23 protein-coding genes and 1 pseudogene are annotated in these 22,668 nt (G+C 65.3%); 11 read left to right on the top strand and 13 right to left on the bottom strand.

Annotated features, from left to right (window positions below):
- Positions 1 to 13: 13 nt before the first annotated feature.
- Positions 14 to 1,876, top strand: a complete 1,863-nt coding sequence (nhaA, locus tag L1080_RS15760; protein ID WP_159920902.1) for a Na+/H+ antiporter NhaA — start codon at positions 14 to 16, stop codon at positions 1,874 to 1,876.
- A gap of 2 nt (positions 1,877 to 1,878) precedes the next feature.
- On the opposite strand, the gene L1080_RS15755 is transcribed toward nhaA, so the two are convergent.
- Entirely contained in the window at positions 1,879 to 3,138 is a 1,260-nt protein-coding gene (locus L1080_RS15755; RefSeq protein WP_159920904.1) for a protein kinase domain-containing protein, read from the bottom strand.
- A gap of 334 nt (positions 3,139 to 3,472) precedes the next feature.
- Between L1080_RS15755 and L1080_RS15750 the strand changes: the two are divergent.
- Together L1080_RS15750 and L1080_RS15745 are read left to right on the top strand one after the other, a co-directional pair.
- Positions 3,473 to 3,757, top strand: a pseudogene (locus L1080_RS15750) (WhiB family transcriptional regulator); the annotation flags it as partial.
- A gap of 111 nt (positions 3,758 to 3,868) precedes the next feature.
- Positions 3,869 to 4,198: an amphi-Trp domain-containing protein gene (locus tag L1080_RS15745; RefSeq protein ID WP_159920906.1), complete on the top strand. Its 330-nt coding sequence runs from the start codon at positions 3,869 to 3,871 to the stop codon at positions 4,196 to 4,198.
- Positions 4,199 to 4,224: 26 nt separating this feature from the next.
- Here the strand turns inward: L1080_RS15745 and L1080_RS15740 are convergent, their stop codons facing one another.
- Positions 4,225 to 4,572 (bottom strand): hypothetical protein, encoded by a 348-nt coding sequence (locus L1080_RS15740; protein ID WP_159920908.1) that lies wholly within the window; start codon positions 4,570 to 4,572, stop codon positions 4,225 to 4,227.
- Between the two features lie 127 nt (positions 4,573 to 4,699).
- Here L1080_RS15740 and L1080_RS15735 point away from each other — a divergent pair, with 127 nt between their 5' ends.
- Positions 4,700 to 6,091 carry a plasmid pRiA4b ORF-3 family protein gene (locus L1080_RS15735; RefSeq protein ID WP_159920910.1) on the top strand — a complete coding sequence of 464 codons (1,392 nt, stop codon included), beginning with the start codon at positions 4,700 to 4,702 and terminating at the stop codon, positions 6,089 to 6,091.
- A 98-nt stretch (positions 6,092 to 6,189) separates the two neighbouring features.
- Here L1080_RS15735 and L1080_RS15730 read toward each other — a convergent pair whose 3' ends face one another.
- The gene (locus L1080_RS15730; protein WP_159920912.1) at positions 6,190 to 6,831 is read right to left on the bottom strand and encodes a hypothetical protein; all 642 of its coding nucleotides are present in this window, start codon (positions 6,829 to 6,831) and stop codon (positions 6,190 to 6,192) included.
- A gap of 337 nt (positions 6,832 to 7,168) precedes the next feature.
- On the opposite strand from L1080_RS15730, the gene L1080_RS15725 reads away from it, so the two are divergent.
- The 3 genes from L1080_RS15725 to L1080_RS15715 all read left to right on the top strand — a co-directional run bounded on the left by L1080_RS15725 (position 7,169) and on the right by L1080_RS15715 (position 10,431).
- Positions 7,169 to 8,242, top strand: a complete 1,074-nt coding sequence (locus tag L1080_RS15725; RefSeq protein ID WP_159920914.1) for a DNA polymerase IV — start codon at positions 7,169 to 7,171, stop codon at positions 8,240 to 8,242.
- Entirely contained in the window at positions 8,243 to 9,001 is a 759-nt protein-coding gene (locus L1080_RS15720) for a DUF6920 family protein (RefSeq protein ID WP_236603427.1), read from the top strand.
- A 77-nt stretch (positions 9,002 to 9,078) separates the two neighbouring features.
- Positions 9,079 to 10,431 (top strand): wax ester/triacylglycerol synthase domain-containing protein, encoded by a 1,353-nt coding sequence (locus L1080_RS15715; RefSeq protein ID WP_159920916.1) that lies wholly within the window; start codon positions 9,079 to 9,081, stop codon positions 10,429 to 10,431.
- A 38-nt stretch (positions 10,432 to 10,469) separates the two neighbouring features.
- Here the strand turns inward: L1080_RS15715 and L1080_RS15710 are convergent, their stop codons facing one another.
- Together L1080_RS15710 and L1080_RS15705 are read right to left on the bottom strand one after the other, a co-directional pair.
- Positions 10,470 to 11,120 (bottom strand): response regulator transcription factor, encoded by a 651-nt coding sequence (locus L1080_RS15710; protein WP_159920918.1) that lies wholly within the window; start codon positions 11,118 to 11,120, stop codon positions 10,470 to 10,472.
- Between the two features lie 100 nt (positions 11,121 to 11,220).
- Positions 11,221 to 11,667, bottom strand: coding sequence for a pyridoxamine 5'-phosphate oxidase family protein (locus L1080_RS15705; protein WP_159920920.1), 447 nt, complete (start codon positions 11,665 to 11,667; stop codon positions 11,221 to 11,223).
- Between the two features lie 175 nt (positions 11,668 to 11,842).
- Between L1080_RS15705 and L1080_RS15700 the strand changes: the two genes are divergently transcribed.
- Entirely contained in the window at positions 11,843 to 13,549 is a 1,707-nt protein-coding gene (locus L1080_RS15700; RefSeq protein WP_250770370.1) for a sensor histidine kinase, read from the top strand.
- Positions 13,550 to 13,607: 58 nt separating this feature from the next.
- Here L1080_RS15700 and L1080_RS15695 read toward each other — a convergent pair whose 3' ends face one another.
- The 4 genes from L1080_RS15695 to L1080_RS15680 form a co-directional block, all read right to left on the bottom strand.
- On the bottom strand, positions 13,608 to 14,507 hold the full coding sequence (locus L1080_RS15695) for a universal stress protein (RefSeq protein ID WP_159920924.1): 900 nt from the start codon (positions 14,505 to 14,507) through the stop codon (positions 13,608 to 13,610).
- Positions 14,508 to 14,548: 41 nt separating this feature from the next.
- Positions 14,549 to 15,541 (bottom strand): Acg family FMN-binding oxidoreductase, encoded by a 993-nt coding sequence (locus L1080_RS15690; protein WP_159920926.1) that lies wholly within the window; start codon positions 15,539 to 15,541, stop codon positions 14,549 to 14,551.
- A 105-nt stretch (positions 15,542 to 15,646) separates the two neighbouring features.
- Positions 15,647 to 15,922: a hypothetical protein gene (locus L1080_RS15685; RefSeq protein ID WP_308202135.1), complete on the bottom strand. Its 276-nt coding sequence runs from the start codon at positions 15,920 to 15,922 to the stop codon at positions 15,647 to 15,649.
- 231 nt (positions 15,923 to 16,153) lie between these two features.
- Positions 16,154 to 17,152: an MBL fold metallo-hydrolase gene (locus tag L1080_RS15680; RefSeq protein WP_159920930.1), complete on the bottom strand. Its 999-nt coding sequence runs from the start codon at positions 17,150 to 17,152 to the stop codon at positions 16,154 to 16,156.
- A 277-nt stretch (positions 17,153 to 17,429) separates the two neighbouring features.
- Between L1080_RS15680 and L1080_RS15675 the strand changes: the two genes are divergently transcribed.
- On the top strand, positions 17,430 to 18,251 hold the full coding sequence (locus L1080_RS15675) for a glycine-rich protein (RefSeq protein ID WP_159927036.1): 822 nt from the start codon (positions 17,430 to 17,432) through the stop codon (positions 18,249 to 18,251).
- A 139-nt stretch (positions 18,252 to 18,390) separates the two neighbouring features.
- On the opposite strand, the gene L1080_RS15670 is transcribed toward L1080_RS15675, so the two are convergent.
- Positions 18,391 to 18,840: a CarD family transcriptional regulator gene (locus tag L1080_RS15670; protein ID WP_236603428.1), complete on the bottom strand. Its 450-nt coding sequence runs from the start codon at positions 18,838 to 18,840 to the stop codon at positions 18,391 to 18,393.
- Between the two features lie 156 nt (positions 18,841 to 18,996).
- Between L1080_RS15670 and L1080_RS15665 the strand changes: the two genes are divergently transcribed.
- Positions 18,997 to 19,632, top strand: coding sequence for a TetR family transcriptional regulator (locus L1080_RS15665; protein WP_201453544.1), 636 nt, complete (start codon positions 18,997 to 18,999; stop codon positions 19,630 to 19,632).
- 24 nt (positions 19,633 to 19,656) lie between these two features.
- On the opposite strand, the gene L1080_RS15660 is transcribed toward L1080_RS15665, so the two are convergent.
- The 3 genes from L1080_RS15660 to L1080_RS15650 all read right to left on the bottom strand — a co-directional run bounded on the left by L1080_RS15660 (position 19,657) and on the right by L1080_RS15650 (position 21,353).
- Positions 19,657 to 20,067, bottom strand: coding sequence for a secondary thiamine-phosphate synthase enzyme YjbQ (locus tag L1080_RS15660; RefSeq protein WP_159920936.1), 411 nt, complete (start codon positions 20,065 to 20,067; stop codon positions 19,657 to 19,659).
- 59 nt (positions 20,068 to 20,126) lie between these two features.
- Positions 20,127 to 20,816 carry a TerD family protein gene (locus tag L1080_RS15655; RefSeq protein WP_159920938.1) on the bottom strand — a complete coding sequence of 230 codons (690 nt, stop codon included), beginning with the start codon at positions 20,814 to 20,816 and terminating at the stop codon, positions 20,127 to 20,129.
- A 123-nt stretch (positions 20,817 to 20,939) separates the two neighbouring features.
- A complete protein-coding gene (locus L1080_RS15650; RefSeq protein WP_250770368.1) occupies positions 20,940 to 21,353 on the bottom strand; it encodes a CoA-binding protein in 414 nt (137 codons plus the stop codon).
- Between the two features lie 378 nt (positions 21,354 to 21,731).
- Here L1080_RS15650 and L1080_RS15645 point away from each other — a divergent pair, with 378 nt between their 5' ends.
- Positions 21,732 to 22,667 carry an HNH endonuclease gene (locus tag L1080_RS15645; RefSeq protein ID WP_236603429.1) on the top strand — a complete coding sequence of 312 codons (936 nt, stop codon included), beginning with the start codon at positions 21,732 to 21,734 and terminating at the stop codon, positions 22,665 to 22,667.
- Position 22,668 lies beyond the last annotated feature (1 nt).

The raw sequence follows: 22,668 nt of genomic DNA, 5'->3' as shown, positions 1-22,668 counted from the left end.
AGCGAGGGGACAGATGGCGGTCGAGGACAATCCCACACGCCTGGGGCGGTTGTCGGCACGACTTGCCGGAATTCGTGACGGCACCGACGACGACACGTTGTCGGCCGGCTTCCTGCTCGTGGCCACCGTTCTGGCGTTGGTGTGGGCGAACATCGGGACCACGTACGAGTCGTTCTGGCACACGCCGATCACCATTCAGGTCGGGGATTACGGAATCAGTCTCGACCTGAAGCACTGGGTCAACGACGCATTGATGACGCTGTTCTTCTTCGTCGTCGGCCTCGAGGTGAAGCGGGAACTCACTATCGGTGAACTCACCGACAGAGCCCGTGCCGCAGTGCCTCTGGTCGCCGCCATCGCCGGTCTGGCGTTGCCGGCCGCGCTGTTCCTCGTCCTCAACCCGAGCGGCGACGAGGCCGCCGCGTGGGGTGTGGTGGTGTCGACGGACACGGCGTTCGTGCTGGGTGCGCTGGCGCTCGTCGGACCGAGGTGCCCTGCGCGACTCCGCGTGTTCATCCTCACCCTCGCGGTTGCCGACGACATCGGCGCGCTCGCCATCATCGCCTTCTTCTACACCGACAATCTGCGGCTCGGTCCGTTGGTGCTCGGCGCGGTGGGACTACTGCTGATCATGCAGTTGCGTCGACTGGAGGTGTGGCGTGGAGTCGCCTACTTCATCGTCGCGGCCGGTACGTGGGTGGCCTTCTACGAATCCGGTGTCCATCCCACGCTCGTGGGCGTGCTGATCGCCCTGATCCTTCCCGTGTATCCGCCCAGGCGTCGCGAGGTGGAGCGGGCGGGCGAACTCACTCGCGCGTTTCGGCAATCACCGAACTCGGAGTACGCCCGGGCCGCCCAGCTCGGCGTCCTCCGGGCTGTCTCCGTCAACGAGCGGCTCCTGCGGTTCTATCAGCCGTACACCGCCTTCCTCGTGGTGCCGATTTTCGCGCTGGCCAATGCCGGCGTGGTCGTCACCGGGCAGACCCTCGCCGACGCTGTGAGGTCGCCGCTCGCCTGGGGCATCGTGCTCGGCCTCGTGGTCGGCAAGTTCGTCGGCATTACCGCCTCCACCGCACTCTTCTCGAGAATGCGGCCGGGCAGCCTGCCACCCGGACTCAACTTGTCCCAGATCAGCGGCGGCAGCGCGCTGGCGGGCATCGGCTTCACGATCTCACTGTTCATCGTCGATCTCGCCATCGAATCGCCTGTCCTGGCGAACGATGCCCGTGTCGGCGTCCTGACGGCAGCGGTGATCGCGACCGTCCTCGGGTGGGCGCTGTTCCGGTTCTCGGACTGGCGCACGCCGCCGACCGAGGCGATCGGAACCACCCTTCTGCGGCCGGTGCAGCCGGGGCGTGATCACCTACGGGGACCGGTAGACGCACCGCTCACCTTGGTGGAGTACGGCGACTTCGAGTGCCCGTTCTGCACCAAGGCCACCGGCAGCATCCGTGACGTGCGCGCGCATTTCGGTGATGCGCTGCGCTACGTGTTCCGGCATCTGCCTCTCGACGAGGTGCATCCGCATGCGCGTTTCGCTGCCCACGCCGCGGAGGCAGCCGACCGGCAGGGCCGGTTCTGGGAGATGCACGATCACCTGTTCGCCAACAGCGATGCCCTCGATGAGGACGAAATCTACGGGTATGCGGCGGAACTCGGCTTGGACATGAACCGGTTCGAGGAGGAACTGCGGACCGGTGAGTACCTCCACCGCGTCGACGACGACGAACTCGACGCCCAGACCAGTGACTTCCGGCAGACACCGACGTTCTATCTCGGAGCCACGGGCGCCGACCTCACCCGGCACACCGGACCTTTCGACGCAGCGACGCTTATTCGCCGGCTCGAAGAGGCACGGGACGCGCAAGGCGACTGATCTCAGTTTCCGCCGCGCCCGTTTTCCTTCTCCTTCTCCTTGTCCTTGTTATTTCCGTTCCCGCCGTTGTTTCCATTCCCATTCCCACTGTTGCCGTTCGGGTTCGGCGGTTCGGGGTTCTGTACCGGTGGGACAGGAACGGGAACGCCGACCGACACAGGTGGTGCAACCGGAAGTTCTTCGGTGCCGGTGGGCGTCGGCATGGGTGTAGGAGCCTGACTCGACGTTGCCGGTGCCACAGCGGGACTTCCGCCACCGTCGTTATCGCGCGAGGCGATCGCCAGGGCGCCCACGATCACTGCTACCACGACAGCGGCGATCGCTGCCAGGATCAGCCCCGTCTTGCGTGGCCGCCGGGGATCGGTCGGGGGGAGTGGGGCCGCGGACAGAGTGGCGGGCGCGAACGCCATGGTTCGAGGTGGCGCACCCATCGGAGGGGGTGCCGTGACCCGCCCCGCATTGCCCAGAATCGCGTTGCGCATGGCCGCGGCGTCGCCGAATCGGTGCGCAGGATCGTGCGCCATCGCCTTCTCGACGGTGGACGCCAACTCGGGGTCGACGTCGGGTCGCATTTCGGTCAGCGGGGGAGCGCCGCCTGCCAGGATCGCGCGGGCCAACGACAGAATGTTCTCGCCGGCGAACGGGCGGCGTCCTGCGAGAGCCTCGTATCCGACAACACCGACCGCATAGAGGTCGTCGGCGACCGTCGCCGGTTTCTCCGCGATGCGACTCGGGCTCAGGTACGCGACGGTGCCCAGCACCTGACCCGTCGTGGTGTGGCCACTGTCTGCACTCTTCGCGATGCCGAAGTCGGCGACCTTCACGACACCAGTGCTACTGAACAGCACATTGGCCGGTTTGATGTCGCGGTGCAAAATCCCGCAGTCGTGGGCAGCGCCGACGGCGGCGAGTATGTCGGCGAGAATCGCGCGTGCTCGGGCCTCCGGAAGTGGTCCGCGGGCGATGTCGTCGGCGAGGGTGCGGCCGGGGAGGCGTTCCATCACGATGTACGGAACACCGCCGTCCTCGCCGCAGTCGTGAACGGCCACCACGTTCGGGTGGTTCAACGTGGCGGCCACCCGGGCCTCCACCTCGAACCGTCGCCGGATATCGGGAATGGACGCGTACTCGGGACGCAGCACCTTGACGGCGACCGGCCGCCCGAGCCGCAGGTCCCAGCCGTCGTGGACATCGGCCATCCCGCCTCGGCCCAGCACTGCGCGCAGCTCGTACCGAGCTGCGAGAGTCTGGGGCGCCGACATACCTTTCACGCTAGCGCCAGCAGTCCCTTCGCGGCCAATGGAGCTGTTGGCGGAGAGCGCTGGTAGTCGGCGCCATCCGCGAGGTCGTCACACAGGCCCCGGCAATTAGCTGTATCTGTCTCCCTTGGACCGGCTTGGTGCCTAGGCAGGACTAGGGGAAGCTCCTGTGTTCACTGTCCCGCCGTTCGGGGAGTCTGAAGTGACGACGGGCAACGTCGGCGGCCACGGGCAGACCACCCGCCGGTTGCCGCCTGCAACGACTGCACCGCCGACACAGCAGAAAGGACTTCTCGTGCCTACCGACACCTCAGTAGTTCCCGGACGAGGCCTTTCGTTGATCAGTTCCGCCACGCGTGAGGAGACCGTCACCCTCGTTCCCGGTGACTGGCAGCTGCGTGCGGCGTGCCGTGGCGCCGATCCGGCGGTGTTCTATTCGCCCGACGGCGAACGCGGTTCGGCTCGCGTCCTGCGCGAAGCGAAGGCTCGGCAGATCTGCAGGCCCTGCCCCGTGCTCGCGCCGTGCCGCGAGCACGCTCTGGCGGCGGGTGAAACCTACGGCGTGTGGGGTGGCTTGACCGAGGCGGATCGAAGAAAGCGCACCCACCGACTTCGCCGCGGCGAGCCGGCCACTCGGCTCGACCCATTCGGTCCCGGTGGCGGCCGTTCGAGCAACGTCGACTCGCCCCGACAGTTACGGTGAGAACACACTGTGCCGAGGTCAGGAGTCGTCGTGCCCAAGTTGGAGATCAAGCGGACGTCCGAGCTCACCCGGAAGGAGGTGTCCGACAGGCTAATCGCGCTCGGACAGGCCCTCGCGAGTGGCTCCGAGGTGGAGCTGGGATCGGGTGGCGACTCGATCACCATCGATGTTGCCGACCAGGTTCGCTGGGAGCTGGAGATCGAGGTCGAAGGTGACCAGATCGAGTTGGAGATCGAAATAAGTTGGCGCGATGGCCCGTCCGGTAACGAGGAGGTCGAGGAGACGCCATCGGAATCGGAGACTGAGGTCCCGGCCAAGCCGGCACGTCGTGGGCGACCGCGCAAAGTAACCGCCAAGTGATCTGCCTGCGCATGCCGGTCAGTTACTCACCGTCGCCGTAGATCGGGCCACGGCGGACGGCGCAAAACGGCCAACGTGGCGATCACCGCCGACGCCAACCCGATGAACTCACCGAGTAGCGCGATGCGCGTGGAATCGACGGCCGGCTGCCACCACACCCGGCCGGCGTGGATGACGAACACCCCGACCGGTGACGCCGTGAGATCACCGCCCCGCCTGGTCTCTCGTCCGCTCGGCTTGCCGAGGCGAAACCCGCGGTGAACCCGCGCGACGGTGATGACCGTGGAACCGTCCGCCGTCTCATAGGGCTCACCGAAGACGCGCGGCGCCCCGGCATCGTCCTGCCGAAGGTCCACGACTTTCCGAACTTCCATTTCGCTCTCCACACGGTCCCGGGATGCCGACGAACTTCACCATCGTCACACGCCTCGGTGTCCCAGATGCCGGATTGGACTCGCCAGCGTTGTCGCGGCTGTCCGGAGCTGGCCCTACCATGACCCCATGGCAGCTTCGGGCTCACGCAGACACCTCTCCGTCGTTCCCGACCAACCGGTCATCGACCGGCCTTCGCAGCGCTCGGGACGACTCGACGTCGTGAGCTACCAGCTGCGCATCGAGCTCGACGACGTTTCCCCCACCATCTGGCGGCAGTTCGTCGTCCCGTCGAATCTGCGGCTCAACCAGCTGCATCCGGTGCTGCAGACAGTGATGGGGTGGTACGACAGCCACCTGCACGTGTGGGTCGGTGGGGAGCCGCCCGCATCCGAGCGGTACGAGATGCAGGAGAGCATCGACGAGGGTTTCGCCGACGAGGACGACGAGTTGTGTGAGGACGACATCCGGCTGGACCAGGTGCTGGTGCAGCCGGGCGACCAGTTGTCGTATGCCTACGACTTCGGGGACGGCTGGGACCATACGATTGTCCTGGAGCAGATCAGGGCCGGCGATCCTGAGCCGAAAACGCAGTGCCTCGCCGGTGCCCGGGCGTGCCCTCCCGAGAATTCGGGCGGTCCCGGTGGATACGCCAATCTGTTGAGGGTGCTGGCCGACCCGAGTCATCCCGAGCACCACGACGCGAGCGAGTGGGTGGGTTCGGGATTCTCGCCCGAGTCTTTCGACCCCGCAGTCGTCAATGCGAGTCTGGGAGGACATGAGGCGGTCCGGGCGCACGGTCCGGTGTCGGACTCGGCATTCGCCGAGTTGCTCCGCCACATGCCGCCCCGCGCTGCGCCGCAGGTCTATTCGATGCTCGAACGTGCCCACCTGACTCAACGATCGGGTGACTACCTGGTCGCGCAGGAGGCGGTGACACTGCACCTGCGCTGGTTCCTGCAGCGCATCGGACCCGACGGCATCACCCTGACGAAGGCCGGTCACCTTCCGCCGGCCGTGGTGGCCGAGGCCCGGGAACTACCGGGATTCGACGGCTGGCCGTCGACTAATAACCGCGAAAACGACCAGCGGCCGGTGCACCTGCTGCACATGTACACGAAGACACTCGGGCTGGCGCGCAAGTACAAGGGCAAGCTGGTGCAGACCAAGTTGGGGGCCGAGTTTGCGGGCAACGCGCGCGGAATGTGGAGCCACCTCCTCAACAGGCTGCCACTCGGCGCCGACCGGGTGGAGCGGGAGGCCGGATACCTGGTGCTCCTCGCCCTCGCCGCCGGTGCGTCACCGAAGGAACGCCAGAGCGTGGTCGCCGAGGGACTCGCGGCCCTCGGGTGGCGGGCGAGCGACAAAACCGTGGTCGAGGGTCTGGAGGCCTACTGGATCGCTCGGCCCACCATCGAATTCCTCAAGCTCACCGGTGCGATCGGTGAAGGTTACGGCGTGCACGACACCAGCGACCCGGAGTGGGGTCGACTCCTCGCGCGCATGGTGTTGTCGATGTGAGGTGGCGGCTCAGACAACGAGGGGGACCTGGAACCCGCCTCGTGACGGAGTGATCCTGCCAGTCTGGCGTCGTTGATCGCTGACTTCTGCGAAATCGATCACTCGATCGCTTGGCAGTCCGGTGGATCGAGGGCGAGTGCAGTGTCGGCTGGCGAGAACCTGGTGCTGATACGTACGTGGTCGACCGAATGCTGCTGCCCCAATAAGGAATAGGGTTCGTAGGGTCCGAACTCGACGTCGAGTGAACGTAGCGCACCCTCGTCGGTGAGCTCGACGGCAATGGGGCCACCCAGTCGCCCAAGAATCCAACGATCTCCCCAGACCCGGTCCGGTGTGTCCACGAACTCATCTTCCGGCTGTGTGGCCGAGGGCGTGAGTTCGACCTCGAAGGTATCGAGTGCTGGATCGATCATTCGGGCCTGTTTGATTTCGCCGCGCAGGCTCTCGACGACTGCTCCAGTGACCCGCAGCGCTTCTTCGACACTTATGGTGTCGGTGAAGTAGCCAACCGGCGCGTGGGGGTTCATCCAACAGCGCTGCCCGGCGGCACCGATGGATCCACCGACAGTCTCGCTCACCGTGTTTTCTGCGCCCTCCCCACCAAGCCCGATCACCGTCCCGATCTCGAACTCCGCGTGGGGCTGCGTCTCACCGACCTCGAACCGGAATCGACCCTCGGATAGGGCGATGCGGCCTTCGCCTGCCCAACGCGCATCCGCACTCTCGGCCCCTACTGACACCGTGAGCACCTCTGCGACAAATGCGTCGTTCGCCGCCGCCCGTACGAGTGACTCGGGCGCGACCCCTCCTCCGGGTGGCGTCGGCGTGTTATCGGAGCAGCCAACTGTCAGCACTGCAGTGATCATGCACAGGACGCTTACTGCGAGGGTTCTCATGCCGCTATTTTCCGGCCAACTCGACATGCACGGCATCCCTTCGCTCGACTAACGCCCGTGGGTGCCCTGCCACATGTCGCCTGTGCGGGGGGATCGAGGCAAAGCTTATCGCGACACCGTCCAGTAGCTTCCGCGTCGCGTTTCGAGGTGCAGGCTCGGTCGATTCCGGCACACTGATTCCATGACCACGCCGCCGCACCGCAGGTGGGTGCTGCATGTCGATCTCGACCAGTTCATCGCGGCGGTGGAGGTGCTGCGCCGGCCCGAGCTGCGGGGCAAGCCCGTGGTGGTCGGTGGACGCGGCGACCCCACCGAACGCGGAGTGGTGTCGACGGCGTCGTATGAGGCCCGCGAGTTCGGGGTGGGGTCCGGGATGCCGTTGCGGACCGCGGCCCGCAAGATCCCCGACGCCGTGTTCCTGCCCGTCGACGCCGAGGCCTACACCGAGGTATCCGCGGTGGTGATGGATACGTTGCGGAAGATGGACGCCGTGGTGGAGGTGATGGGCTGGGACGAGGCATTTCTCGGTGTGGAAACCGAGGATCCCGAAGGGTTCGCCCGCGCCATTCAGGCGGCGGTGCTCGAGGCGACCGGACTGCATTGCTCAGTGGGGATCGGCGACAACAAGTTACGTGCCAAGATCGCGACCGGATTCGGGAAGCCGCAGGGCATCTTCCGTCTGACGGGTGCGAACTGGTTCGACGTCATGGGGGAGCGGGACACCCGCTCGCTGTGGGGGATCGGCAGCAAGACCGCGAAAAAGCTTGCCGCCCTGGGATTGAACACGGTGAGCGAGTTGGCGGCGGCCGCGGATGAGGACCTCGCAGCAACGTTCGGACCGACCATGGGACCGTGGTACGGCAGGATCGGCCGCGGCATCGACCGTTCCCCTGTGACCGCCGACCCATGGGTTGCCCGCTCCCACAGTCGTGAGACGACTTTTCAGCAGAACCTCGCCGACTGGTCCGCCGTCACAGAGGAGATTCGCCGTCTCGCCGTGCGGGTGCGGGAAGACATTGTGGCAGAGAATCGTCCGGCCGTGCGCGTCGCGTTGAAGGTGCGCTACGCGCCGTTCATCACCCGCACCACCAGCAAGGCGCTGCCGGAACCGACGTTCGACGTCGACATCATCTGCGACGCCGCCGCGGCCCTGGTCGACCGGTTCGACCACGACCGCGAAGTGCGCCTCCTCGGCGTGCGGTTGGAGATGACACCGCCCACAAGGACGATCACCACCCGTATGGAGGGGCATTGAATGTCTGAGCCGTTGTCCGTTCCTCGGGCCGCCCGCCACGTGAGGGGGCAGTGGACGAGCTTGGCGAATGTGTATGGGACCGGGGAACAGTTTCATGCCACACTCGCCGAGGATCTTCCACTCGTGGCCCGCCGGTGGATCGTCCGTGCCGTCGCCGAGAACTCGCCGCTTGCTCGGGCGGTACAACTCGAGATGCGTGGACAGATCCGGCTCGGAGAGTGGCGGCACTTTACCGCCACCCAGCTCATCGCCCCGGGGGAAGGGTTTATCTGGGCCGCTACGGCGAAGGTTGGGGGTTTGCCGATTATGGGTTACGACCGTTTCACCAGCGGTAGCGGTGAGATGCGGTGGCGACTCGGCGGACTGATCCCCGTGATGTCCGCCCGTGGTCGTGATGTCACCGCCAGTGCGGCCGGACGCCTCGCCGGGGAGAGTATCTTCGTGCCGACCGCATTTCCCCTGGCACGCTGGACCGGCGACAGGAACGATGTCTCGGCGACGTGGACCGTGGCTGGTCGCGAGGAAACCGTGCACCTGAACATTGCCGACGACGGCACCCTGCGCGGTGTGCGGATGCAGCGGTGGGGCAATCCCGAAGGGCAGGGGTTCGGCCGCTATCAGTTCACCGTGGCCGTTGAGTCCGAGCGCACATTCGCCGGTATCACCATCCCGGCGCGCCTGCGCGCGGGATGGGACACCGGCGACGCGTCGACCGGCGAATTCTTTCGCGCCGAGATCACCGACGCCCACTTCCGCTGACGCCACAGCCGCACGTCGCGTTGGGTGCAACTGTGCAAGCCTGCATGCGGAGGGAACATGTCTGGCATCCTCGGATCATGGCGGAACAGCGCAGAATTGAGCGCCTAGGCCCGAGCGACCTGACGGAACTCGCCTCAGACGTCGGGCCGGTGCCCATGAATGTCGGTGCCGTACTCTTCCTCGTCGGTGATGGGACAGCCGGTGACGGGACAGTGGATTCGGCGACTATCGAGGCCACCCTCACGAAGCGGATCAGCGGGATTCGCCGGTTGCGGCAATGCCTGGTCGACCCGCCACCGGGCCTGGGCCGGCCGTACTGGGCCGACGACGAACACTATGACGTCGGTGCCCATTTCGCACGGGTGCGCTGCCCGGTTCCAGGCGACCGCGACACCGCTCTGGCGATCGCGGTGGACGCAGTCATTCAGCCGCTGCCTCGCTCACGGCCGCTGTGGAGAGCGATCATCATCACGGACCTTGCAGGCGATTGCGGATCCGTCGGCCTGGTGATGGTGCTGCACCATGTTCTCGCCGACGGAATCGGTGGCCTGGCGATCTTGGCGCATCTGGTCGATGGCATGGCCGCGGCGGGATCGGTGGACGAGATCCCCACTTCGTCCCCGCCACCACGGCCGATGGAGCTTCTCGCCGACTGCGCCGTCGAACGCCTCCGCGCGCTGCGGCGATTCCCGGGAGCCGTGGCAGGCGTGCGCGGAGGCTGGAATGAGCTCGGGCACAGTATCGGTCGCCCCGCACCCCGCTGTTCCCTGAATGTGCCAACCGGGCCGCGCCGCAGGGTGACGACGGTGGAGACCGACCTCCGCACTCTTCGGGAAGCAGGGCGGAGTTCCGGGGCAACCGTCAACGATGTCCTCCTTGCCGCGATCACGGGTGCCCTCGCCGTACTCCTGCACCGACGGGGCGAGTTTCCGCAGGAGCTTGTGGTCTCGGTACCGGTCTCTGCCCGACGGTCGACAACGAGCGGGCACCTCGGGAATCAGGTGGGGGTGATGCCGGTCCGGGTACCGCTGGCGGGAGGTTCGGCGGAGCGGTTAACCGCCATTTCAGGCATTACCCGTGTCCAGAAAAGGAGAACCCGTGGTACGTCAGCGGCACTGATCGGGCCCCTTTTCCGGTTTCTGGCAGCTGTGAAGCTGTTTCGGTGGTTCGTCGACCGTCAACGGCTCGTCAACTCGTTCTTGTCCAACCTGCCAGGGCCGCCGTCCCCACTGGCCATCGCCGGGCTTCCGATCGCGTCGATGGTGCCGATTACCGTCACTGCGGGAAATGTCGGTGTCGCGTTCGCGGCACTGTCGTATGCCGGCACACTCACGGTCACGATCATCGCCGACCCCGATGTGGTACCCGAGATCGACGACCTCGCCGCAGCCCTGCACGAACAATTCCAGGTGATCGACGAGGAAGGTTAGCTGGCTCCCGCCGCAGCCGGGACTGGGATGATGCGACGTCAACGCGGCTTGGTGCGGGTGCGCGGAAGTTTGGTGGCGATGACGGCGGCCTGAGTGCGGCGTTCGACGCCGAGCTTGCTCAACAACCGGGAGACGTAATTCTTCACGGTCTTCTCCGCGAGGAACATGCGCTCCGCGATCTGCCGGTTGGTCAATCCTTCGCCCAGAAGGGTCAGGAGTGTGCGTTCCTGATTGGTCAGTCCGGCGACCAGTCCTTCTTCGACGCTGGGTTTTGCCCGCAGTTTTTCCATCAGGGCGGCGGCCGCGCGGTTGTCGAGCAGCGACTTCCCGGCACCGATTTCGCGGACGGCGTGGGCCAGTTCGGTGCCGCGGATGTCTTTGAGGGCGTATCCGCTGGCACCGGCAAGGATGGCGTCGAGCATGGCCTGTTCGTCCGCGAAGGAGGTCAACATCAAGCACCGCAGGTCGGGCAGCTGGGAGAGGAGGTCGCGGCACAGTTCGATGCCGTTGCCGTCGGGCAGCCGCACGTCGAGGACGGCGACGTCGGGTTGTACTGCGGGAATTCGTGCAAGAGCCTCGGCGCAGTTTCCGGCCTCGCCGATGATGCTCAGTTCCGGATCGGTGGAGAGCAGATTCGCGATACCCCGGCGCACGACCTCGTGATCATCGACGAGGAAGACTGTGATCATGCGGCTCAGAACTCCATTTCCGGTGGTCAGCGCCCTGCCTGACAGGGTACGTGATGAGGCGGACGCGCAATTGCTGTCTCGAAAATCATCGCGATGGGTGTCAGCGGAGATCACCTGCCGGGCGGAGCAGCGTGGTGCGGTGCCCGCTGATCTGTTCGATGTCGATCACGAGGTAGCGGTCGTCACGCGAGCTGCTCCACGGTATGCGGGCCGGATCGGCGAACCCGATCAACCCGTCGGTGCCGGACAGTAGCCGTGACCTGCCCATTGCCAGAACACTCCAGCCGGTGCGGGTGGCCGGGTCGATGGTCCCCGCCTCGAATGCGAGCACAACCCGGTCGAAGCGGTCGAACCACGGGTTGTTGCCGGTGGGGATGACGAGATCGCCGTCGAGGGCGGCGAACGTGACCGGCCGCACCGCGGGCAGGGCGTCCTCGGTGTAGACAAGCCGGCCGGTCGGAACCGAGCGCAGCAACTTTCGGCATTCGGCAGTGGGGAGCGGACCGTCCGATCGCGCGGTCACCACGGGTGGCTTTTCCTGATACATGACTGCTTCTTCCGCGGGGAGAGTACCGACCCCACCAGCATCGGGCCCCGTCCTAGGGGTGCAACAGAGGACAAAGTCGTCACTGTCCTGATCGATCGGGAGAACCGCCCTGCCGGATTCGGTGGGCGTGGTGTGATGGATGAGTGTCGATACTTGGCAAGTAGGAGAGCGAACGATGACCGCCGACGAGGAACCGTTACTGACAGGTGCATTGTCGCAATTGCGGCTGCGAGAGCTGCTGGTCGAGGTTCAGGACCGCATCGGCCAGGTGATGGACTCCCGCGACCAGATCGACGCTCTGCTCGAAGCGGTGCTCACCGTCGCGTCCGGACTGGAATTGAATGCGACCCTCAAACGGATCGTGCACGCGGCAATCGAGTTGGCCGACTGCCGGTACGGCGCCCTCGGAGTGCTCAATCCTTCTCGGGACCGCCTGCAGGAATTCGTCTACGAGGGTATCGACGAGCACACCCGGGAATTGATCGGTGAACTCCCGACCGGCCACGGGTTGCTGGGGTTGTTGATCGAGCAGCCGAAGCCCATCCGTCTCGACAGCATCGCCGCACACACGGCGTCCTCCGGATTCCCTGCCTACCACCCGCCGATGCGCACATTCCTGGGCGTACCGGTGCGAGTGCGCGGGGAGGTCTTCGGAAATCTTTACCTCACCGAAAAGGCAGGTGGGCAGTCCTTCACCGAGGACGACGAGGTCGTTGTCCAAGCACTCGCCGCCGCAGCGGGTATCGCCGTCGACAATGCTCGACTATTCGAGGATGCCCGGCTGCGACAGCGGTGGCAGCACGCGACCAGTGAAATTCGCGGGGAGCTGCTCGCGGCCACCGATACCGGGGAAGTCCTCGACCTCATCGCCCAGCGAGCGCGCACACTCGCCGGCGCCGACCACGTACTGATCGCCCAGCCCGACGATCCCGATGTCGAGACGGCGGAAGTCACCACGCTGACGGTCACTGCATACGCCGGAGACGCCACCGCCGCCTTCCACGGCCGGCAGATTCCCGTCGACTGCTCCGACATAGGACGAGCGTTTCGCACCGGAGAGCAGATGCGCGTTCCGCAGATCACGGAATGCAAGAGCTACGGCACTGCGCTCCTACTGCCACTGCGGGTATCCGTCGACACGATAACCGGGGTGCTGGCGATCATCCGAGAACTCGGGGCGGATTCGTTCGACGATCGGCAACAATCGTTGGCCGCCGAGTTCGCCGATCAGGCTGCCTTGGCGCTCAAGCTGGCTGATGATCAACGGCAGCTGGCCGACATGTCGCTGATCTCGGACCGTGACCGGATCGCGAGGGACCTTCACGACCACGTCATCCAGCGTCTGTTCGCCCACGGTTTGAATTTGCAGAGCACCCAGGCACGCACCCGGGCGCCCGAGATTCGCGCACGACTCGAGGACATGATCGACGACGTGCAGCAGATCATCACCGACGTCCGGACGACGATCTTCGATCTGCACCGCGGAATCGATCAGAACTCCCGACAGCTGCGGCACGTACTCAACACCGTCGTTGCCGAGCAGACCGAAAACAGTGGCCTGCGCACCACGGTCCGGATGGCCGGGCCGCTGAACGTGGTGACCGGTCCTCTCGCCGACCATGCCGAAGCGGTAGTGCGGGAGGCGCTCAGCAACGTCGTGCACCATGCGCGAGCCCGCGCGGTCACTGTCACCGTCTCGGTCGGTGACGACCTCACCGTCGACGTCCTCGACGACGGCATCGGCCTCCCACCGACAGTGGCACGTAGCGGTTTGCACAATCTCGCCGCTCGAGCCGAGCAGGCCGGTGGAACTTTCACGGTTGTACCCCGGGACACGGGCGGGACTCGATTGACGTGGGCGGCCCCGCTACCGGACGTCTGAGCTGGTGGTCGTCCGGGCTTTTCCCACCCGTGGCGTCGGCACACGCGCAATTCCCGGGTCAGTCACGGACGATCATCACCGGGTATCGCGCGGAATGGAGCACCGCCCGGCTGGTCGACCCGAGGAGCAGGGAGGTGAAGCCGCCACGTCCGCGACTGCCGGTGACGACGAGCTGCGCCTGTCGGGACAGTTCGACGAGGTGGTCGATCGGCCGATCCCGGACGACCACCTTCCGGACAGTGACGTGCGGGTACGACTCGTGCCAGCCGGCCAGGCTTTCGGCGAGTACGGCCTCTTCCGCGACAGCGATTGCGGGCCAGCTCAAATCGTGAAAATCCGCCTCGTCGGTGGTGAAGACGGTCGACAACTCGACATCACTCCACGCGTGCACTGCGACAAGATCGGAGCCGCGGAGAGCGGCTTCCTCGAACGCCGCGCCGATTGCCGGTGTGCTGCGCGCCGAACCGTCGACCCCGACTACTACCGGGCCGTCGAGAACAGCGTCCACCGGGTCGGGCATGCCACGAACCACGACCACCGGGCACGGCGAGTGGCCGGCGACCGCCGTGCTCACCGACCCGCGCAGACCCCCGGCGACACTGCCCAGCCCCCGGGATCCCACGACGAGCATGCGGGCCGATTTCGCCAAGTCCAGAAGGACGGCGGCTGGGCTGCCCTCCCGAATGGTGGTGTGCACCGTCAGCGGTGAGTCGCCGACCGCCTTGGTCGCCAGTTCCGCCGCCCTGTCCAGACGTTGCTTCCCGACGTCCTCGAGATCCGTGAAGGCACCCGCCGAGAGGTTGATGGCGTCACCGTAGGTTCCGCGCCGCACCACAAGGGATGAAGCCAGCAGCAACGGAGCGCCGCGAACCACCGCATCGTGTGCCGCCCAACGCACCGCGTCCAGTGCATGGGCCGAGCCGTCGACGCCGACGACGATGGGAATGTCTACGCGCATGGTGGCTCCTGCCAGTGTGACCGGTCTCCGACCAGAATCTCTCAGCGACTGTTTTCTCGCCGAGACCTGTTCACCGAGAGCACGGTATCCACCTCACGCCGGGGAGTCTGCCGGGGAGCGCGGACAACGACCGTGCCCAGGCGAACCAATGCCTGGGCATAAGAGGGCTCGGGGAGAAGATCTCCGATCATCGCTCGGCTCTGCGGGACCTCGGTCACGTGGGTGAGCGGGCAGGTGGCAACTTTGTTCACCGTTGCGTCGAGTAGTAAAGCGGAAAGCGCTTCGCCGCAGCGCAGCCAGTCCATCCGAGTGTCGGTTCCGGTGCTCAGCACCACCACGGTCGACTGATCGATCTGCGTCGAGTCAGCTCCGTGTGTGTCGGTTCCGGAGGGGAAGTTGCGCCCGATGCCGACGCGCGCTCGCTCGTCCGCGGTGGCCAGCGCGGTCGGTGGGATTCCTCCCGCCGGAATCGAATGACCCGCCCACCAATGCAATTCGGTGTGATACATCGCGTCGTAGCGTCGCGCAGCCGCGGTAAGTTCCGTCGCCTCTGCCAGCGTACGACGCGCGTCGGCGGGGAGCACGGTCAAGCGTGCGCCACGTCCGCGAACCATGTCGGACAGGGTGCCCGGACCCCAGGTCTTCACGGGGTCGAACGCCCGTCGATCCGAGTAGCGATGCCTCATCGCGGCCGCGAGGTCGAAGTCGTGCGATTGGGGGCGAGCATCATGCTGGAAGCGAATGGTCGCGAGATGGGGTGAGCGAGGGCCTTCGGGGAGACGAACGATCTCGGCTGTCCATCGCACCGCAGTGAGAGCGACCTGCAGATGATGGAGGGCCGCTCCGCAGCTGATCACCATTTGCCGACCGTTGGGGTCCGCTGTTTTCAGGAGTCTTTCCGGATCGGTATGAAGTTCGAGGCGATCGTCGGTCAGCGTCCAGTGCCATGGCTGGCTGTTGTGGACCGACGGCGCTCGGCAGGCCAAGTCGACCGCGTGCCGCACCACATCAACACCGGGAATATCGACATTCATGGTCTGCTCCTCACCCACACGCTCGCCGACACCCCGACGGAATCGGCGCAGCGCCCTTCCGTACCCATCCTCGTCCTCGCCTGGCCTCCGCGGGAGGGCCGATGGTCACCGCAGTGGGGGTCCGAGCGTCCCGGTGTGTGCCCTGCGTGTCCGGCGGGGCATCAACATTGCTGCCGCAAGGCACAGGATTCCGACAAGAATCGCTGCCGCACCCACACCGACGAGAGGCGTCGCGAGCCAGACACCGAGAAAAGCGACCAACCCTGCCACAGTCGCCCCGCACAGCACCGCAAGCGCCATCCCGGCCGGGTGCAAGTATCGAAGATCGTCGCCCTCCTGGCGGTACTCACCGGCGAATGAGCCCTCGCGATGCTGTCCCACGATGTCCTCTCCGTTTCGCGCCGATCGGTGTGTGTCGGCTTCCATGACTACGGTCCGATAGCGGCGGGCCTTATTCCAGGGCCGAAGGTCACCGATTAGGCACTGTGGTCGTCGCCGGGTATGGGCGCTCGTGGACGAGTCGGGGACCGGAACGGAGAACGCACTTTGGAGCATCGATTGGCTCGCCCGACACGATGGGCGAGCCAATTCGCCTGCGCTTGCGTCTCCGGATCAGACGCGCACGAACAGGGCGGGATCGCTGCCCGGAACCTGCGCGACGAGGCCGCGGGCGACCAGGTGCCGCAGATGGGCGGCGCCCTCGGACAGCGCCATGTGCTTGCCCATCGGGGAGATGTCGGCCCACGGCTTGTACCACTTCATCCGTGCGGCCACATCCCACACGCTGAGCTGGTCGTCACCGAACGCGTGATGGAGATGGTCGAGTCGTTCCTCATGGTGTTCGATCAGCTCGCCGGCGCGACCCGCGACATCGTCGATGGGGATGCCGTGGGCGCCGAGACCGCGGGTGATCTCCATCTTCTGCACACGGCGCAGCGAGTCGAAGAACTCGGCCAGGGCATCGCGTTCCTCGAGGGGGTAGACGAAGTTGCCGACATGCGGGGTCGTCTTCTGCAGCACGTGGTCACCGGTGAACATGACGTCGGCGTCTTCGAGATAGAAGCAGACGTGCCCGGGTGTGTGGCCGGGGGTGTAGACGGCGCGCAGCCCTCTGCCGGTGAGGGCGATCAGTTCGTCGTCGACGAGAACGCGGTCGGGAGCCGAACTCGGGCCCGTGGGCGGCTCGGTGGTCGCCGCCTGCTCGAACGCCGCTACCTCGTCCGCGCCGGCGCCGGCACGGACCATGTTGAGCCGCTGAAACTCCAGCCACTCGTCGCTGCGACCCGAAGACATGTGCGCGAACAATTCGTGGTCGGACTCGTGCATCGCGATCCACGCACCCGACGCCTCCCGCACCCGTCCGCACAGCCCCGTGTGGTCGGGATGGAAGTGGGTGAGGACTACGCCCTCCACGTCCTTCACGGAGTGGCCGATCTCCTCCAGCCCGGAGGTGAGCCCGGCCCAGGCGTTGTCGTCGTCCCAACCGGCGTCGACGAGGATCAGTCCACCGGGGGATTCCATCGCGTAGACCAGTGTGTGACCGAGGGGGTTGTCCGTAATAGGGACAGGTATCTGGAAGATGCCATCACCGATGGCCGCCGCACCATTCATCTGCTTTACCTCGCACTAGAAACTGCTCTTGGGTTCCGAAACCAAATCGGTCTATCACTCCTTCATAGCCGCTGCAGACCGGTCGCGAACAGCCGGGTCCCGTTTAGCGGGCGTTCAGACTTTTCTCGATCCCTCGATCCGCCGCGGACCGGCAAACGCTGTGGGATGCTCCGAACCGACACGATCGATTGAGATCAGCCTGCGACGGGGGACGACTGACATGACAGATCAGCACACGAAAACACGGCGCCGCTGGTACGCGAGCGGGGTGTGCGGGATGGCCTTCGTCGGCGCATCCGCGCTGCTCGCGCCCAGTGTCGCCGTGGCCGCCCCGGCACTGCCGGCGGGTTGCGTGCAGGGGGCGGGCAGTGCGGTGACGTGCACCTTCACGTTCACCGGTGGTGCCCAGTCCTTCACGGTTCCTGAGGGCATCACGAGCCTCGACGTGACCGCTACGGGTGCTCGCGGTGGAAACGCCGGTTCCGTTCTCGGAGGCGTCGGCGCTGTCGCAACGCGCGCACTTCCCGTTACGCCCGGCGACGCCCTGTATGTGCTCGTCGGCGGCAACGGTGGTGACGGCACAGGCGCGGCCGGGTTCAACGGCGGCGGCATCGGTGGCACGGGTGCGGGCGGCGGTGGCGGCGCGTCCGACGTTCGGACCGGAACGGGTGAGCTGGCCGGTCGGCAGATCGTCGCGTCGGGTGGCGGCGGGGCAGGCGACACCTACATCGGTGGATCCGGCAACCTCGCTCCCAATGCGCCCGCGGGCCAGGCCGGTGGCGGGGGAGGAGCCGGGGGTGGCGGTCAGGCCGATGCGGGTGGTGTCGGCGGCAACGGTGGTGACAACCCCGACGGATCGGCTGGCCTCGTCGGCGCCGGCGGAGCGGGATCCGAGACCGGGGGCGGGGGCGGCGGCGGCTGGTTCGGCGGTGGCGGCGGCGCCGAGAACTTCGGTGGTGGCGGAGGCGGAGGTGGTTCGTCCTACGCACCGGACGGGACCATCGCTGCGGCGGGTGTCGACGCCGTCTCGTCCGTGGTGATCACCTACGGGACTGGCTCGGGAACCGGGTCGCTGGGCGGCTTGTTCGGTAGTAGCTGAACGACCACCGTCGCGGTAGTTCCGCCCTCGCAGCGGGCGGAAGTGACTGCGGCTCAATGACAACGGCAGCAGCCCGGACTTTTGTCCGGGCTGCTGCCGATGAAAAACGCTGGGTGATTACAAAACACGAACCGCCGAACTAGACAGCGACGGCGGTGGTTTCGTAGATCGATTCGATACGGCGTCTCGTGGCCTCGGGGGTCGTCTTCATGGCGAGGACGAGCTCGGAGATGACGAGCTGCATTGCGTGCTCGAGCTGGCGCTTCTCTCCGGCCGAGAGCGGCTTGGCCTGCGCACGCGTCATCAGATCGCGGATTACTTCACTCACCGTGAAGATGCCGCCGACGGTGATCTTTTCCTGGTTGGCCTTGAATCGCCTGGACCAGTTGGACGGGTCGTCGATCGTCGGACCCTGCAGGATCTCGAAGACGCGGCCGACTTCGTCGAGATTGATCGCGTTGCGCACACCGATCGCCTCGGCTTTCGCCACCGGGATCTCGATCGACAGCCCATTCTGGGCGACTTCGAACTGCACGTATGCAGTGGGTAGATCGTTGAACATCCGGGTCGTGAGCTTCGTTACCGTCACGGACCCATGGTGCGGGTACAGGAAGATTTCACCGATATTGAGATTCATTGACTACCACCCTTCCCTGTCATTATGGCACACGCTGCCATATTGACAACCGGTGACCAGATGGGAACGATGACCGGTGAGTGCCCCTACTGATTGCGAGGGCCGTTGATGACCAGACTTGGAACCCTCCCCGTGTCGCCTGACCTGCCTGCCGGCCCGCTCGGGCTGCGTGAGCGGCGGCGTGTGCAGACGAGTGTGGAGATCAGCGAGGCCGCACTCACCCTGTTCGAGAGCAAGGGTGTCGAGGCCACGACGGTCGGTGAGATCGCGCAGGCGGCGGGAGTGTCTCAGCGAACCTTCTTCCGATACTTCGCCACCAAGGAGGAGGCCGCGCTCCGGGATCACTGGGCCTTCGAGGCGATCCTTGGGGCGGGGCTCGATCGGCTCGATTCCGACGTCTCACCGAGGCTCGCGCTGGAAGCGTCCTTCGCTGCGGCCCTCACGGTGTACTCGGACAGTTCGTCGATCGCTTGCCAGCGACTGTTGCGGGTGAACAGGATCATTAAGAAGGAGCCGACGCTGCGTGCGGTGCTGGCGCGTGCGAGCGTGGCGCGGAACGCGACTCTGGTCGACGCAGTGTCGAAGCGATTCGACTGTTCCGAGCTGCAGATTCGACTGGCAGTCGATGTGTCGATCGCAGTACTCCGAGCTGCCCTGGAAACGTGGGTGGACCGTTCATCCACCGACGAGGCTGCCAACCTGCCCGAAACCTATTCCCTGGCAAGGACACTCGCGTACAAGTGACTGGGAGTTCGTCCCGGCGTCAGCTCATCCGGCGAGGAAGCTGAAGCGGACGCGGCGCACCGGGTTGTCGACGTTGGTGTCGACGAGGCACACGGATTGCCAGGTCCCAGTTGTGAGCGCGCCGTCGATGACGGGCACCGACGCGTAGGGCGGCAGGAACGCCGGCAGCACGTGGTCGCGGCCGTGTCCGTGGCTGCCGTGGCTGTGCCTCCAGCGGTCGTCGCGCGGAAGCATGTCGTCGATTGCCCGCAGGAGGTCGTCGTCGCTGCCCGCGCCGGTTTCAATGACGACGAGCCCCGCCGTGGCATGCGGCACCCACACATGCAGCAGGCCATCGCCGGCGCCTGCCGAGGCGAGGAACTTTTCGATCTCACGGGTCAGGTCGTGCACCACCGGCTCAGCGCCCGTGCGCACCTCGATCTCAGTACTGAACATGCTCCGACGTTAGCGCGGGTGCCGGCGACATTCGATTCGAAGCGGTGCAGCCCGCGCTGCTACTTGCGGCCGGCTGCCCATTTCATGCCCCAGCTGTAGGCCTTGTCGAGGTCGGCCTGGCTGCCTTCGATGTACTTCACTTCGCGGGTGACGGTGATGCCTTGTCCGGTGTTCTGCAGCATCGCGATGGCACAGATGCGAGCGGAGCTGTTCGACGAGTCGAGTCGAACTTCCACCTCGGGTCCGCTGGTGGGGTAGAGGGTGACGACGCCGTCCACTGCGGCCCAGTTGGGTGCACCGTCGTAGATCATCGCGAAGATGAGGATGCGCTTGAACATCTCCGGTCGATCGAGGTTGATGTGCATGTTCTCGCCCCCGGTCACGGTGCCGGTTCGGTCGTCCGCGTCGAGCTTGATGAACGGGGCGTCCTGCAGCGAACCGAACGTGTTGCCGAGTGCCTGGACTACGCCCTTCGATCCGTCGGCGAGTTCGTAGAGGCAGCCGAGGTCCAGGTCGATGCCGGTGTTGCCGCCTGCGGCGGCCGCGAGCTTCGCGAAGAAGCCGGTCTTCTTCGGTTGCGGCGCCGCGCCCGTCGACCAGTTGAGGTTGACCCGCATCGCGCCCTGCCGCTCACCCGACTTGGTGAGGCTGACCGAGGGTGCTGCCTTCGACAACGTCACCTTGCTCAGATTCACCCCGCCCTGCGGTGCGGCCGGGGTGGAGGGGCGACGGGTGTAGTCGATGGCCATGGGTAGAACCTTCCGTTTGACGACCGGGCGCCGTGCGGGATCGCTGTCCGATTTGCACGTTTTCGGTCCAGGGTAGTCATACGTTGGAAACTGCCCGACTCGACCTACACCGGGATCGGCCAGTCAGCTCCGCTTGTTCCACTCGATTGCCGGGCACGTATCCATCACCATGGCCAGTCCCTTTTCGGTCGTGCGTCGGAACGCTTCTTCGTCGATGACGCCGAGCTGGAACCACACGCCCTTCGCCCCCACCTGGACGGCTTGGTCGGCGAATTCCCCCGCAGCGTCGGACTGACGGAACACGTCCACGACATCGATGGAAAAAGGCACGTCCGCGAGAGTGGGGTAACCCTGCTCGCCCAGCACCGTCGGGGCGGACGGGTGGATGGGAACGATGCGTTTCCCGCGATCCTGCAACAGCTGGGCGATGCGGTACGCCGTCCGGTCCGGGTTGCCGGAGAGTCCAACTATCGCCCACGTCTCCCAGTCGTCGAGCATCGACGAAACGGCGTCAGGGTTCTGCCATGGAGTGCTCATAGCCGCAAAGCTACTACTGGGGTGTCTCGAACAGGTGCCTCTGGAGGCATCCGGCTTCTTCGTGTATCTACCGTCCATCCGTGCTGAGCGCGTCGTAGAGTGCCATGACTTTAGAAGAGATGCTTCTTCTGGCGAGTGCGTTCGATCATGGACTGAACGATGTTGTTCGAAGCAATGAATGAGGTATCTCTTGCAGATAATCGACGACTCCATGCGATAATCCGGTCCGTCCATCCGTCCGTACTTTACCGATTTCGAGTGACGGACGCCGGATCGTCAATCCGCTGGCCGGGCGTGCAGTCCAGGATCGATACTCTTCCTAACAGTCCGCTACTGTCAGTCTGTTGCGGCGGAACTGAGTACGTGGAGGAACGGTTTATGGCGAATATCGCTTTGGGTACCGACGTCGCACCGGATTTTGACACACGCTTGCGCCGCGAGGCGATGAGATTTCTCGCAGTCCGCACGAATGACGGTCTCGATTCGATCAGCAGGCAGGAATTGCTTGACTTTTCTATCGACGGTGAGATGTTCCGACTAATGGATCCCACTCGCGGCATTCGAAAGCCACGTCAGCTTGCCTCCGCGTTGTCGATCAGTACCACGTATCGTCGCGCTGGTGAAGAACGACCGTACGAGGATACCGTCGGTGCAGATGGGCTCCTTCGCTACAAGTGGTCGGGAAAGGACCCCGAGAACATGGATAACCGGGGTCTTCGTGCGGCGATGGAGCTGAAGGTTCCGCTCATCTGGTTCTATGGCGTCGGTCCGAGCCGGTTTCAGCCGATCTACCCGGTATTCATTGTCGCCGAAGAAGCTGAGGCGCATCAATTCGTTGTCGCAACGGAAGTGGCGCGCGATTTGCACCGGACAGCATCGCCTGTGGAGGAGCATCTTCGCCGCTACATCGTGGCGGAGACCAAGCGGCGATTGCATCAGCCTGTCTTCCGGTCCACGGTGATGCGTGCCTATGACACCCGTTGTGCAGTTTGCGCGCTCGGGCACAGCGAGCTTCTCGATGCGGCACATATCGTTCCAGACTCTGACGAAGATGGGATCGCCTCCGTCCGAAATGGTCTTGCTATGTGCAAGATCCACCATGCAGCTTTCGATGCACACATTCTGGGTATCCGACCGGACCATGTTGTCGAAATTCGTCAGGATCTGCTGATAGAGATTGACGGACCGATGCTCGAATATGGGTTGAAGGAACGTCATGGTCAGAAGCTCATGGTAATTCCATCTGTGCGGGCCGAGCGGCCAGATAGAGAATTGCTAGAGGCCAGCTACCAAAAGTTCAGATCGGCGGGGTGAC

The organism is Rhodococcus sp. MSC1_016 (assembly GCF_023667485.2).
Classification (GTDB): domain Bacteria; phylum Actinomycetota; class Actinomycetes; order Mycobacteriales; family Mycobacteriaceae; genus Rhodococcus_F; species Rhodococcus_F oxybenzonivorans.
This window is presented reverse-complemented; position numbering and strand designations above follow the sequence as displayed.